The 15,267-nt window shown below is 74.9% G+C and carries 3 protein-coding genes; all 3 read right to left on the reverse strand.

Annotation, left to right across the window (positions count from 1 at the left end):
• Positions 1-250: 250 nt before the first annotated feature.
• Entirely contained in the window at positions 251-11,812 is an 11,562-nt protein-coding gene (locus ABT160_RS22290) for an SDR family NAD(P)-dependent oxidoreductase (protein ID WP_351649473.1), read from the reverse strand.
• Positions 11,813-12,067: 255 nt separating this feature from the next.
• Positions 12,068-13,732, reverse strand: a complete 1,665-nt coding sequence (locus ABT160_RS22295) for a glycoside hydrolase family 1 protein (RefSeq protein ID WP_351649474.1) — start codon at positions 13,730-13,732, stop codon at positions 12,068-12,070.
• A gap of 277 nt (positions 13,733-14,009) precedes the next feature.
• Positions 14,010-15,185, reverse strand: a complete 1,176-nt coding sequence (locus ABT160_RS22300) for a macrolide family glycosyltransferase (RefSeq protein WP_351649475.1) — start codon at positions 15,183-15,185, stop codon at positions 14,010-14,012.
• Positions 15,186-15,267 lie beyond the last annotated feature (82 nt).

Consider the following 15,267-nt stretch of genomic DNA (forward strand, 5'->3'; position numbering starts at 1 on the left):
GTACGGGTCGAGGAACGCGACCTCGTACGCGCGCTGCTCGCGGCCCTTGCCGCGACCCCTGGATCAGGTAAAGGAAGGTTAATGCGGTCGTGTGCTCAACGGCCTTTTCCTCCAAGGGACTTCGAGCGTTCCTCCAGCAGCCGGTGAGCCGCCGGCGGTCGGATGCGGAACCCGGAAGCGGAACCCGGACGCGGAAACAGGGAGGCACCCCCGGGGTCCGTTCCCCCGGAGGTGCCTCCCCGCGCGCCGCTCAGTCCAGGTCGAGACCCGACGCCTCCAGGAGCGCGTTCAGTTCGGCGTTGAGGTCCTCCACCGAGCGCTCCTCCTCGGCGGCCGGGGCCTCCGGAGCGGCGGCGGCCGTCGTGCCGTCGTCGTCGGCCTCCTCGCGGGCCAGTTCGACGAGTTGCCGCAGCAGGCCCGAGCTCTGCAGGCGGTCCGCGGAGAGCCGGTCGAGGGCCCAGTCGAGCGCGGCCCTCGGGTCCTCCTCCCCCGGGTCCGCCGCGACGGCCGGGGCGCCGGCCGCCGGGAGGTCGAGGCGGGCGAGCACGAGCCGGGTGATGTGCTCCGGGGTCGGGTGGTCGAAGGCGAGCGTCGCGGGCAGCGGCACCCCGCTCGCGGCCGACAGGCGGCGCCGCAGTTCGACGGCCATCAGCGAGTCCAGGCCCAGGTTCTTCAGGACCTGCTGCGGCGCCAGGGTGCCCGCGCCGTCCAGGCCGAGTACGGAGGCCACCTCGCCGAGCACCAGCTCGGTGACGATCTCGGTGCGCTGCTCCTCGGCGACGGGCAGCAGCCGCTCGCGCAGTCCGCCCGGGCCCGCGGCGGCGGCCGTCGCGGCCTCCGCGCGGCGCGGCCTCGTCCGTACCAGGGCGCGGAACAGCGCGGGGGCCTCCGCTCCCCGGTCGGCGTCGCGCCGGATCGTCCGCAGGTCGAGCCGGACGGGCACGAAGTTGTCGGCGGGGCGCGCCAGGACCGCGTCCAGCAGCGCGAGCCCCTGGTCGAACGGCAGCGGGGCGATGCCCTGGCGGCGCATGCGCTCCAGCTCCACGGCGCCCAGGTGCGAGGTCATGCCCGTGCCCGCCTGGTGCCACAGGCCCCAGGCGAGGCTGCTGACCGGGCGGCCCTCGGCGCGGCGACGGGCGGCGAACGCGTCCAGGTAGGCGTTGGCGGAGCCGTACACGCTCTGCCCGGCCGTGCCGAACGTGCCGGCCGCCGAGGAGAACAGCACGAACGCGGCCAGGTCCAGGTCGCCGGTCAGCTCGTCGAGGTACTGGACGCCCTTCACCTTGGGCGCCATCACCCGGGAGAGCCGCTGCGCGTCCTGGCCGAGCAGGACGCCGTCGTCCAGGATGCCCGCGAGGTGCAGCACGGCCGTCCACGGGTGCTCCGGCCCGGCGAGGCGCAGCACCTGCGCCACGTCGTCGCGCCGGGACGCGTCGCAGGCGGCCACCCGTACGGTGTGCGCGCCCTCGGCCTCCAGGTCGCGGACGAGCGCGTCCGTGCCGGGGGCTTCGGCGCCGCGCCGGGACGTCAGCACCAGGTGCCGCACGCCGTGGTGGCGCACCAGGTGCCGGGCGGTCTCGCGGCCGAGCTCGCCGGTGCCTCCGGTGATGAGCACGGTGCCCTCCGGGTCGAGGGCGCGCGCTCCCCCGTCGGCGGCCGGAGCGCGGACCAGCCGGGCGGCCAGCACCTCCCCTTCGCGCACGGCGAGTTCGGGCTCGGCGGTGACCGCTAGGGCGCGTGCGAGCGCCTGGCGGTCGGTCTCCCCGGGGCCCAGGTCGACCAGGCGCAGGCCGCGTTCGGGGTGCTCGGTCCTGGCGGAGCGCACCAGGCCCCACAGTGGTGCGTACGGCAGGCCGTCCAGCGGGTCCCCGGGGGCCGCGGCGACGCTCCCCCGGGTCACCCAGACCAGCTCGGTGCCGGCCAGGCGCTCGTCCGACAGGAGCTCCTGGAGCTGGGCCAGGACGTACTCGGTGGCCTTGTAGGCGGCTTCCGGGGCGCTGTAGAAGGGCGGGCGCCCGGTGGTGTCGACGACCAGGCGGGCGGGCGGCCGGGGCCGCGCGTCCAGCAGGGCGCGCAGCTCCTCGGTGTCCGCGAGGGCCGGTACGCCGAGCAGCGCGGCCAGTTCGCCGTTGCCGGTCAGCACCGCGTCGGCGGCCTTCCCCGGGGCACCGGGCGCCGGGACCGGCAGGAACTCCAGGCGGTGCAGCCCGTCGGCCGACGCGCCGCGCGCGGCCCGCAGCTGGTCCGCCGTGGCCCGGCGCAGGTGCAGGGAGCCGATCACGGCCACCGGGCGGCCCGCGCCGTCGGCGGCCAGGACCCGGATCTCCTGGCCCTGCGCGGACGGCTCGACGTCGATGCGCACGCGGAGCTCGGCGGCCCCGGTCGCGTACAGCTCGACGTCGCTCCACTCGAACGGCAGCAGCGCGCCCTCGGGCTCGTCCGGGCCGGTGGCGCCCTTCATGACGTGCAGCGCCGTGTCCAGCAGGGCCGGGTGCAGGGCGAAGTCGGCGGCGGTGGCGGCGGCCGGGTCGGGCAGCCGGACCACGCCGTACGCGGTGCTCCCCCTGCGCCACAGCTCGGTCAGGCCGCGGAACACCGGGCCGTAGTCGATGCCCTGGGCGGCGAACCGCTCGTAGAAACCGTCCAGTCCGACCCGCTCGGCACCGGCGGGCGGCCACTGCGCGAGCTCCCCCGGGCCCTGCGGCTCGGCGGGCGCGGCGGTCAGTTCGCCGGTGGCGTGCCGGGTCCAGGAGGCTCCCGGGTCCTGGTCGGGGCGGCTGTGCACGGCGAGCGGCCTGCGGCCGTCGGCGCCGGGCGCCCCGACCGTGATCTGCACCCGCACCGCCTCGTCCGCCACCAGCGGTTCGGCCAGGGTGAGTTCGGCGACGCCGCCCGCCCCCGTCTCGTACGCGGCGGCGTTGGCCAGCTCCAGGAGGCCGGTGCCGGGCACGATGACCGACCCGAAGACCGTGTGGTCGGCCAGCCACGGCTGCTCGGCGAGCGAGAGGCGCCCGGTGAGGACGTGCCCCTCCCCGCCGGCCAGCTCGGTGGCGGCGCCCAGCCAGGGGTGCGGCGAGGCGTCGAGCCCGAGCGATCCGGCGTCGCCGGAGGACTTGGGCACGTCGAGCCAGTACAGGTCGCGCTGGAAGGCGTAGGTGGGCAGGTCGGCCAGGAAGGCGCCGGTGGCGCCGAGGACCTCGTCCCAGGGGACGGAGTGGCCCTGGGTGTGCAGGAGGCCGAGGTTGCGGAGGATCTGGGCGTGGCTGCCGTCACGACGGCTGAGGGAGCCGACGACGATGCCGCCACGGTCCGCGCTGCCGTCGGTCAGGGGCATGGACAGGACCGGGTGGGCGGAGATCTCGACGAAAACCGTGTGGTTGTCCGTCAGGAGCTTGTCCAAGGCACGGTCGAAGCGGACGGGGGCACGGAGGTTGCGGCACCAGTAGGCGCCGTCGAGGTCGGTGCCGTTCGCGATCTCACCCGTGACGGTGGAGTAGAACGCGATGTCCGTCGCTGTCGGGGTGATGGAGGTGAAGTTCTCCGCGAGGGCGGGGAGCAGCGGGTCCATCTGGGCGTTGTGGGACGCGTAGTCGACATTGATCTTCCGTGCGTACACGTCGTCGGCCTGGAGACGGCTGACCAGCTCGTCCAGCTCGGCCGCCAGGCCCGAGATCACCGTCGAACCGGCCGTGTTCACGGCCGCCACGGACAGCGCATCCCCGTACGGGGCGATGAACTCCTCGACCTGGGCAATCGGACGCTCGATCAGCGCCATACCGCCCTGACCAGCCAACGCGAGAACGGCCTGCGAACGCTGGGCGACAATCTGTGAGCCCTGCTCCAGAGTGAGAGCACCGCTCACCACACCAGCAACCACTTCACCCTGCGAGTGACCCACCACAGCAGCGGGTTCCACGCCCAACGACCGCCAGTGCGCGGACAGAGCGACACCCATCGCGAACAACGCGGGCTGGACGACATCCACGCGGCCGAACGCCGGGTGATCCCCCTCCTCGCCCAACAGCACCTCACGCACCGACCACCCCGTGAACGGCCTCAACGCCGCATCACACGCGTCGATCGTCTCCGCGAACACGGGGCTCGAAGCCAGCAACTGCGCGCCCATCCCGACCCACTGCGAACCCTGGCCCGGATAGACGAACACCACCTTCCCCCGACGCTCAGCCCGCCCCGAGACCACGGCGTCATGCGCCGCGCCCTCACCCACCGCACGCAACCCCTCCACCAACCCGGCCACGTCCGAGGCAACGACACTCGCCCGCTGCTCGAAGTGCGTACGGTGAAGGGCCGCCGTCGCCGCGACGTCCGCCAGCCGCGCGCCAGGGTTCGCGGACAGCCAGTCCGCCCAGCGCCCGGCCTGCTCGCGCAGCGCCTCCTCGGTCTGGCCCGACAGCACCACCGGCAGCGGCCCTTCGACGGACTCCGCCTCCACCGGCGTCTCGACGGCAGGCGGCTCCTCCACGATCACGTGCGCGTTCGTCCCGCTCAGCCCGAACGACGACACCCCCGCACGCCGCACCCGGCCCCCGCCGCCGGTCCACGGCTCCAGGGCGTCCACGACCCGTACGGGCAGGTCGTCCCACGCGATGTTCGGGTTCCTGGGGGTGCTGTTGACCGTGGCGGGGAGGGCGTTCTTGCGGAAGGACGCGAGCACCTTGCACAGGCCCGCGATGCCCGCCGCCGACTCCAGGTGGCCGATCACGCTCTTGGCCGTGCCGAGGCCCAGCTCGGCTCCGGGGGCGCGGCCCTCGCCGTACACCGCGGCCAGGGCCTGGACCTCGATCGGGTCGCCCAGTGGGGTGCCCGTGCCGTGGCACTCGACGTAGTCGACGTCGGCGGGCGCGAGGCCCGCCGAGTCGAGCGCGGCGCGGATGACCTTCTGCTGGGAGGTGCCGTTGGGGGCGGTGATGCCGCTGCTCGCGCCGTCGTGGTTGATCGCGGTCGCGCGGATCACGCCGAGCACTTCGCGGCCCTGCGCGAGGGCGTCGGAGAGGCGCATGACGGCGACGACGCCGACGCCCTCGCCGCGGCCGTAGCCGTCGGCGTCGGCGGAGAAGGTCTTGCTGCGGCCGTCGGGCGCGAGCGCGTGGGAGCGGCTGAGGGCGACGAAGGCGCCGGGGTCGGCGAGGACCTGGACGCCGCCGGCGAGGGCGAGTTCGCACTCGTCGTTGCGCAGGGACTCGCAGGCGAGGTGCAGCGCGACCAGCGACGACGAGCAGGCGGTGTCGAGGGAGAGCGCGGGACCCTGGAGGCCGAGGTGGTAGGAGAGGCGGCCTGCGTTGAAGCTGGGCAGGGTGCCGGTCAGCGTGTACGTGTCGGGGGCGCCGCCCTGGCGGTACTTGCCGTACTCGCCGACGCCCGCGCCGACGAACACGCCGGTGCGCGAGTCGCGCAACTCGCGCGGCCGGATGCCCGCGTGCTCCAGGGAGTTCCAGGCGGCTTCGAGCAGCAGCCGGTGCTGCGGGTCCATGGGTTCGGCCTCGCGCGGCGAGATGCCGAAGAAGGCGGCGTCGAAGCGGGACACGTCGTCGAGGAAGGACCCGTGCCGGGCGTACGTGGTGCCTTCGGCGTCCGGGTCGGGGTCGTAGTGCGCGGCGATGTCGAAGCGGTCGGCCGGGACGGTGGTGACGGTGTCGCGGGCCTCGGCGAGGACGTCCCAGAGGGTGTCGAGGTCGTGGGCGTCGCCGGGCATGCGCAGGCCGACGCCGACGACGGCGAGCGGCTCGTCGCCGCGCCGGGTGCGCCGCGGGGCGTCCTGGGGCGTGAGCGCGGGGGCGAGTTCGCCGAGCAGCCAGCGCGCGGCGGAGGCCAGGTCGGGGGCGTCGTAGATGAGGGTCTTGGGCGTGCTGACGCCGGTGCGGCGCTGGACGCGGACGCTGAGGTCGACGGCCATCATCGAGTCGAAGCCGAGGTCGTTGAAGCCGCGTTCGGGGTCGAGGGAGCCGGGGTCGGCGGTGCCGAGCACGGCGGCGGCCTCGGTGGCGAGCAGGGCGCGCAGGTGGTCCTCGCGGGCGTCCTCGGGCAGGGCGAGGAGGGTGGCGCGCAGCGGGTCGTCGGCCGGTGCGGCGGTCGCGGCGTCGAGGGCGGCGCGGGCTTCGGGGACGTCGCGCAGGAAGGGGCGGTCGCGGCCTTCGGCGTACGAGGCCGTGGCCGCCGCCCAGTCGATCGCGGCGACGACGGTGGTGCCGCCGTGGGCGAGGGCGGCGTCGAGGGCGTCGAGGGCGTGGTCGGCGGGCATGGGGGCGAGGCCGGCGCGGCGCAGCTGGGTCTCGGCGGCGCCGTGGGTCATGCCGCCGTCGGCCCAGGGGCCCCAGCCGATGGCGGTGGCGGGCAGTCCGGCGGCGCGGCGGCGGGCGGCGAGGGCGTCCAGGGCGGCGTTGGCCATGGCGTAGTTGGCCTGGCCGACGTTGCCGAGGACGCCGACGACGGAGGTGTAGAGGACGAAGGCGTCCAGGTCGCGGTCGCGGGTGAGTTCGTCGAGGAGGGCGGCGGCGCCGGTCTTGGGCGCGGCGGAGGTGGCGAGCGCGCGGGTGTCGAGGCGGTCCAGGAGGCGGTCGTCGAGGACGCCCGCGGTGTGCACGACGGCGGTGAGGGGCGCGTCCTGGTCGCGGTCGAGGTCGTCGAGCAGGCGGGCGAGCGCGTCCCGGTCGGTGACGTCGCAGGCGGCGAGGGTGGCGCGGGCGCCCGACTCCTCGATGCGGGCGGCGAGTTCGGTGGCCCCGTCGAAGGCGGCGCCGCGCCGGGAGACGAGCACGAGGTGGGCGGCGCCGCGTTCGGCGAGGCGGACGGCGAGGTGGGCGGCGAGGGCGCCGCTGCCGCCGGTGATCAGGACGGTGCCGCAGGGCTCCCAGGGGGTGGGGGCGGTGACGGCGGTGCGGCGCAGGCGGCGGGCCAGGCGGCCTTCGGGGCGCAGCGCGACGTGTTCCTCGGCGCCGGGGCTGCCGTGGGCGGCGAGGGTGGCCAGGAGCCGGGTCACGTCGGCGGCGCCGGGGTCGGCGGGCAGGTCGGCGAGGCCGCCCCAGCGCGGGGCGTGCTCCAGGGCGACGACGTGGCCGAGGCCCCAGACCAGGGCCTGGGCCGGGTCGGGCGCGGGGTCGGTGTCGGTGGCCCGCACGGCGCCCTGGGTGACGAACCACAGCGGGGCGCGGACGCCCGCGTCGCCGAGGGCCTGCACGAGCGCGAGGCTCTGGGCGGCGCCGCGCGTGGTCGCCGGGTGCTCGGGGTGCGGGGCGGTGTCGGTGCCGGTGAGGGCGAGGACCCCGGCGGGGGCGCTGTCGCCGAGCCGGGCCATGAGGTCGGCCAGGAGCGCGGCGGTGTCGGTGCGGTCGCCTTCGGTGGCCAGCTGGTGGACGGTGGCGCCCGCGTCGGTCAGGGCGGCGGCGAGGGTGTCGGCGAGCGGGCGCGCGGCGGCGGGCGCGGCGAGGAGCCAGGGGCCGCGCGGCAGGGGCGCGGTGCGGGCCGGGTCGGCCGGGGTCCAGGTCTCCTCGTAGCTCCAGTCGGCGATGTCGCCGGCCCGGTCCTGTCGCGCGTGCCAGGTGGCGAGGTGCGGCAGCAGCGCGTCGACGGCGGCGGTGTCGGTGACGCCGAGGAGTTCGCCGACACGGCCGCTCTCGCCCTCGGCGACGGCCTCCCAGAGGGCGTCCTCGGCGCGGGAGCGGCTGCGGGTGGCGGCGTGGTGCGCGGGCCGCAGCCAGTAGGAGGCGCGCTGGAAGGCGTACGTGGGCAGGTCGACCGGGAAGCCGCCGTCCAGGACGCGGTCCCAGGCGAGGGGCTGTCCGGCGGTGTGCAGGACGCCGAGGGCACGGACCAGGGTGCGCACCTCGTCGTCGGCGCCGGAGGAGCGCTGGGAGGCGACGAAGGCGGCGTCACCCTCGGTGCAGTGGGCGCCCATGCCGGACAGGACGGCGTCGGGGCCGATCTCCAGGTAGCGGGCGACCCCGGCGCGCTCCAGGGTGCGTACGGCGTCGAGGAAGCGGACGGCGTCGCGGACCTGGCGCACCCAGTAGGCCGGGTCGGTGAGTTCCTCGTCGGCCCAGTCGCCGGTGACGGTGGAGACGACCGGCAGGGCGGGCCGGGAGAACGTCAGCCCGGCGGCCACCTCGGCGTACGCGTCGAGCATGGCGTCCATGTGCGGCGAGTGGAAGGCGTGGGAGACCTCCAGGCGCCGGGTGCGGCGCCCGGCGGCGGCGAAGTGGGCGACGGCGGCCTCGACGGCGGCGGTGTCGCCGCTGACGACGGTCTGGGCGGGGCCGTTGAGTCCGGCGACGGACGCGCGGCCGGTCAGGACGGCGAGGACCTCGTCCTCGGAGGCTTCGAGGGACGCCATGGCGCCGCCGCCCTCGCAGGCCTGCATCAGGCGGCCGCGGGCGGCGACCAGCCGGGCGGCGTCGGGCAGGTCGAGGACGCCGGCGACGTGGACGGCGGCGAGTTCGCCGATGGAGTGCCCGGCGACGGCGCGCGGGGTGATCCCCCAGTGCTGCCACAGCCGGAACAGGGCGACCTCGATGGCGAACAGTCCGGGCTGGGTGAACTCGGTGGTGTGCACGAGGGCCGCGTCGGCGCTGTCGCCGGGGGCGAACACGACGGCGGCGAGCGGCAGGCGCAGGTGCGGGTCGAGGGCGGCGGCGACGTCGTCGAAGGCCCGGCGGAAGACCGGGAACGCGGCGTACAGCTGGCGGCCCATGGCGATGCGCTGGCTGCCCTGGCCGGTGAAGAGGACGGCGAGGTCGCCGCTGACGGCCCGGCCCTCGGCGAGCGAGGGGTGGGACCGGCCTTCGGCGAGGGCGCGCAGCGCGTCGACGGCCTCGGCGCTGGTGGCGGCGACGGCGCTCGCCCGGTGCTCCAGGTGGGAGCGGTGGTGGGCGGCGCTGTAGGCGACGTCGAGGAGTTCGGCGTCGGGCCTGCCGTCGAGGTGGTCGGCGAGCCGGGCGGCGTTGGCGGCGCGCGCGGCGGGCGTCCTGCCGGAGACGGTGAGCACGACCGGGGCCTTGGGCACGGGCCGGTCGGCCCGGCCGCGTACGGCGCTCCAGTCGACGTCGTGGCCCGCGCACCACAGGGCGGCGACGACCTCCTCCAGGGTCTGGCGGGCGGGCCGGTCGCGGCGGCAGGTGGCCAGGGCGGTGGAGCGGGGGCCCTCGGCGGCGGCGAAGGCGCGCTCGAAGGAGTACCGGGCGACGGGGTGCGGGCCGATCTCGACGACGTGCAGTCCGCGGCCCGCCGTGCGGTGGGCGTATCCGGCGGCGGCTTCGGCGAGCAGCATCGGCTCGCACATGTTGCGGGCCCAGTAGGCGGCGCCGAGCGTGCTGCCCTCGACGTGGTCGTTGACGACGGTGGACCAGAACGGCACGGCGGCCGGCCGGGTGTCCAACTCGCCGAGTCGAGCGAGGAGTTCGGGGACGAGCGCTTCGAGGCCCGCGCTGTGGGAGGCGTAGCCGATGTTGACGCGCAGGGTGCGCGTGCCGCGTTCGGCCAGTTCGCGTTCGACGGCCTCGACGTCGGCGGTGGCGCCGGACAGGCACACCTGTCCCGGGGAGAGGTGCCCGGCGACGGACAGGCCGCGGTCGGTGCCCTCGGCCAGCTCGATGGCCTCGTCGATGGTGAGGTCGCAGACGACGAGGGCGCCGTGGCCGTCGGCGCGTTCGGTGATCAGGGCGGACCAGGTGGTGATGAGCCGGGCGCCCTCGGCGAGCGGCAGGGCCCCTGCGACGACGGCGGCGGCGACCTCGCCGACGCTCTGGCCGGAGACGGCGTCGGGCTCCAGGCCCCAGGCGGCGAGGGTGCGGGCGAGGGCGACCTGGAGGGCGAACAGGACGGGCTGGACGACGTCGGTGCGGTCGAGCCGCGAGGTCTCGGCGTCGGCGAGCAGCTCCTCGGTGACGGACCAGCCGGTGTGGGCGCGCACCGCCGCGTCGCAGGCGTCCAGGGCGGTGCGGAAGGCGGGTTCGGCGAGCAGGTCGCGGCCCATGCCGAGCCACTGGGAGCCGTGGCCGGAGAAGAAGAACACCACGGAGGGCCGCTCGCCCGCGCGGACGGGTCCGGCGAGGAGTTCGGGGGCGCCGCCGCCGGTGACGGCGAGGACGGCGCGGTGCGCGGCGGGGTGCGCCGGCAGCGGGTGGCCCGCGCCGCCGTCGGCGAGGGCCTCGCGCAGGTCCGCCTCGCTGTCGGCGGCGACGGGGACGAGGCGGCGGCGCCGGTAGGGGGCCTCTTCGAGGGCGACGTGGGCGTTGGTGCCGCCGAAGCCGAAGCCGCTGACGCCCGCGTAGCGGCGGCGGGCCTCCGGCCAGGGCTGGCGCCCGTCGACGACGCGCAGCTTGTTGCGCGCGAAGTCGATGTGCGGGTTGGGCTCGTCGAAGTGCAGGCTCTCGGGCAGTTCGCCGTGGTGCAGGGCGAGGGCGGTCTTCATCAGGCCGACGACGCCCGCGGCGGGCTCCAGGTGGCCGAAGTTGGTCTTGGCGGAGCCCAGGCGCAGCGGCTCCTCGCGGCCCTCGGCGAAGACGGTGCCCAGGGCGTCGGCCTCGATGGGGTCGCCGAGGAGGGTGCCGGTGCCGTGGGCCTCGACGTAGGAGACGTCGGCGGGGTCGACGCCCGCCTCCTGCCAGGCGGTGCGCAGGACGTCGGCCTGGGCCTCGGGGTTGGGGGCGGTCAGGCCGTTGGAGGCGCCGTCGTTGTTGACGGCGGTGCCGCGGATGACGGCGTAGACGCGGTCGCCCGCGGCGAGCGCGTCGGACAGCCGGCGCAGTACGACGACGCCGGCGCCCTCTCCGCGTACGTAGCCGTTGGCACCGGCGTCGAAGGCGCGGCACTGGCCGTCGGGGTTCATGCCGCCGAACTTGGTCATGGCGACGGTGGTGTGCGGGCTGAGCATGACGTTGACGCCGCCCGCGACGGCGAGGTCGCTCTCGCCGCGGCGCAGGCTCTGAACGGCGAGGTGGGTGGCGGCGAGCGAGGAGCTGCACGCGGTGGCGACGGCCATGGCGGGGCCGCGCAGGCCGAGGGCGTAGGCGATGCGGGCGGGGATGACGGAGTTGTCCCAGCCGGTGGCCGAGTGGGTGCCGATGGCGTCCGGGTCGGCGCCGGTGGCCAGGTGGTACTCCTGCGCCATGGTGCCCAGGAAGACGCCGGTGCGGGTGCCCGCCAGGTCGGCGGGGACGATCCGGGCGTCCTCGAAGGCGGCCCACGCGACCTCCAGCGCCATGCGCTGCTGGGGGTCCATGTGGGTGGCCTCGGCGGGCGAGATGCGGAACAGCTCGGCGTCGAACGCGTCGATGCCGTCGAGGAACCCGCCCCAGCGGGTGGTCATCTTGCCGGGGGCGCGCAGGTCGGCGTCGAGCCACTCGCGGGCGTTCCACCGGTCGCCGGGGACCTCGCGCACGGCGTCGAGGCCATCGGTGAGGGCCTGCCACAGTGCGTCGGGCGTCTCGATGCCGCCGGGCAGCTTGCAGCCGAGCCCGACGATGGCGACGGGCTCGTCGTGGCCCGCGCGGGCGCGCGCGGCGGCGGGCGCGGGGGCACCGGCGTCCTCGCCGGTGAGGTGGGCGGCGAGGGAGGCGAGGGTGGGGTACTGCCAGACGGCCCAGCCGGGGACCTGCCGGCCCAGGTGCTCGGAGAGCGCGGCGACCAGGGACACGATCCGCACCGAGTCCAGGCCGAGTTCGCGCAGCGGCCGGTCGGCGGCGACGGCGTCGGGCCGTACGCCGAGCAGCTGTGCGGCCGCCGCGCGCAGGAAGGCGACGACGTCCTCGCCGGTCGTGGGGGCCGGGGCGCCGGCGCTGTTCACCTGGGCATGGCTCATCTGCTCATCCTCAAAAGCTCGTTGGAGCGAACGACCGGCGCACCTCTGGCGGACGGGCCCGTACACGGTGCCCGTCCCACCCTCGGACGCGGTTCTGGAGACCGGGTCGAGCCCGGATCCACCGCGACGGGCGCCCCGGTTGGGGGCGCCCGCGGAGGTTGTGCGTGGAGGTGGTGCGTGGAGGTGGTGCGTGGAGGTGGTGCGTGGAGGTGGTGCGTGGACCGGTGTCCTACGACGTGGGTGCGTGCCGCGCGGTCAGTCCTTGCGGGCCGCGGTGACCGCCGGGTCGGTGGGCGCGTTCGGGGCGGCGGGCGCGCCGCCGCTGCCGGGCTCGGGGGTCAGCGGCCCGCTGCCGCCGTAGGCGGCGCGCACGGCCGGGGAGAGGGTGCGCGAGCCGGCGATGGCCGCGTAGACGGTGGCGGCCTCCGTCGGGGTGCGCTTCATGGTGGTGCGGTCGACGTGGTAGAGGCCGAACCGGGCGTCGTAGCCCTTGAGCCACTCGAAGTTGTCCATCAGGCTCCAGTGGTAGTAGCCGCGGACGTCGACGCCTTCGGTGCGCACCCGGTCGATCTGCTCCAGGGCGCGGACCAGGAACTCGGCGCGCCGCTTGCCGGAGGTGGTGGCGATGCCGGACTCGCTGACGATGAGCGGCAGGTCGCGGTAGCGGGAGCCGAAGTCCTTCAGGACCGGGTAGAGGCCCTGCGGGTCGGACTCGTAGCCCATGGTGGGCACGTAGTAGGTGGAGTCCAGGAGGGGCAGGCACGGCGGGGCGCCGCACACGTCGACGTTGAGGACCGGCAGGGTGTTGGGTCCCGGCGTGGCGGTGGCGGAGACGCCGGTGCGGTCGTAGAGCTGGATGCCCAGCCAGTCGAGGGTGCCCCGCCACTCGGGGTGCCGCTCGTCGGCGACGCCGTCGAAGTCGCTGTCGAAGGAGCCCTTCCACAGCGAGTCCAGGAAGTTCAGCTCGAAGAAGCGGCGGAACTTGTCGCGGGCGGCGATGTCACGCGGGTCGGTACTGATCTTGCCGTCGCGTACGGCCACGTACTGCTTGACGCTGGCGGTCAGGCCCACGGACGAGGCGCGCCCGTCGCCGTCGGCGTCCACCCGGTCGTACTTCTTGATCGCCTGGTACATGGCGACGTGGGCGTTGATGTACTGGCGGATGGCCGGGACGAACTTGGTGGCGAAGTTGGTCGGCAGGTTGGCCTTGCCGGGCGGGCCGGCGCCGAAGGCGTGCGCGAACAGCATGTAGACCATGGGCTCGTTGATCGTGGCCCACTCGTCGACGCGGTCGCCGAAGCGCTGGGCGAGCAGCTTGGCGTGCTCGGCCATCTCCTTGACGACCAGCGGGCCGCCGACCGGGTGGTCGAGGCCGCACAGGTTGGTGTCGGAGGGGCCCTTGGCGCAGCCGGCGTCGTCGGGGTTGTCGACCCAGACCGGGTTGGCGAAGTGGTGGATGACCAGCATCGGGCGGATGCCGCGGGCGATGAGGGCGTCGAGCTGCTTGCTGTAGTGGTCGAGCGCGGCCTCGTCGATCTGGTTGCGCTTGGGCTCGACGCGCGCCCACTCGACGTTGAAGCGGTACGAGTCGACGTTCAGGTCGTCCAGCAGCTTCGTGTCGTCGATCGCCTTGGTGTAGCCCTGCACGCCGTCGCCGACGAACGGGCTGCGGCCCAGGCCCTGGGGCTCGGGCTGGGTCCAGCGGTACCAGTCCGTCTGGGTGTTGCCGTCCTCGATCTGGGTGGCCGAGCTGGAGACGCCGAAGCGGAAGCTGCCCTTTCCGGACGGGGCGCTGGGGGAGCCGATCTGGGCGAAGGTGCGGCGCGGGCGCTTGTCCCCGGCGTCCTCGTCCGCGGCGGCCACGGGGGTCATCAGGCCCAGGGCCAGGACCACGGCCGCGATCTTGAGCAGTCGCTTCACGGTGCCTTCCAGGTGTGTAGTCGGATGGGGCACGGGCAGCGCCGTGAGGCAGTCCCCCGTACGCACTCACCGTGGGCGGAGCGGCTCGCAACGCGCTCGAACATCCGTCAAGGCCACGGGAAGCCACGCACAGGAAGGGGACGCGGGCAGAGGGAAAGGCCCGGTGCACCGGCGAAGGGGGGTGGCCGGTGCCCCGGGCCTTTCGGGAGGGGCGGTACGGGGGTGGTGCGGGGGTGCGTACGCGATCGGTAGTACGGGTGGGTAGTACGGGTGGGCGTCAGCGGGCGGCGAGGTGCGCCTCGACGGCGTCCGCGGCGATCGTGGGGCCGTCGGTGGCGCGCATGGCGGTGCTCAGCTCGCTGACCCGCCCGGTGACCGCGGCGTCCCCGGCGACGGCATCGACGGCCTCGCGCAGCGACCGCGCGGTGACGTCCTCCTTCGCCAGGTGGCGGCCGAGGCCGAGCTCGTCCACGCGCAGGCCGTTGGCCCGCTGCTCGTTCATCTGCGGCACGACGACCATGGGCACGCCGTGGTGCAGCGACTCCATGGTGCTGTTCATGCCGCCGTGGGTGACGAAGACGCGGGCGTGCCCGAGCACGTCGAGCTGCGGGACGTGCCGTCGTACGTCGATGTGGGCGGGCAGTTCGCCCAGTTCGGCCGGGTCGAGGTGGTCGCCGACGGCGATGACGACGTCCCACTCGGAGTCCCGGAATGCCTCGACGGCCGTCGAGAAGAACTCGGGCCAGCCGGTGGCGGCGGTGCCCAGGGAGACGAGCAGCACCGGGCGGTCCCCGGCGGGCTGCCAGTGGCCCTGGTGGGAGCGGTCGCCCAGACAGGGTCCGGCGAACACGAACCGCTCGTCGAAGGTCTCGCCGTCGTAGTGGAAGGCGCGCGGCATGAAGACGATGCCGAGGTCGCCGATCTCCTGGAGGAAGGCCATCGGGTCCGCCGGGAGGCCGAACTCCGGGAGGAGAGCGGTGAGTTGACCGACCATTTCCATGACCTGCGGGTCGGTGTACTCGGCGAGCGGGAACTTGGCCTGGATGGAGAACTTCTCGTTCCACGCGTACGACGGGAAGAGGCGGACCGCCGGGATGCCGTGCTTGGCCGCGTAGAGCTTGGCCCCCCAGGCCATGAAGTCGTGGACGATGACGTCGGGCACGTTCCGCTCGTAGAAGGGGCCGACCTGCTCCACCAGCGAGGTGGCCTCGCGCAGGCAGCGCAGTCCCTCGCCGGCGTTGGCCTCCGCCGTGTAGGGGCTGCGGTAGAAGTCGCCGAAGACGGATTCGTAGACGACCGCTTCGGCGCCGATGCTCTCCACGGCGGGGACAAAGTGCCGCGTGACCGTGCACGTGACCCTGTGTCCCCGCTTCACCAGTTCTTCCACGAGCCCCAGCGTGGGATTCACGTGACCGATTGCCGGGAAATTGAAGAAGGCGATGTGGGACGGCATTTGCACTCTCCTTTTCCGAGCCCCGAACGGTGCGGACGAAGCTCTCCACACCGTAGCAGCGGCCCGGTGGAGGTCGCCCTGG

Origin of the sequence: Streptomyces sp. NPDC001941 (genome assembly GCF_040296945.1) — a bacterium.
GTDB lineage: Bacteria > Actinomycetota > Actinomycetes > Streptomycetales > Streptomycetaceae > Streptomyces.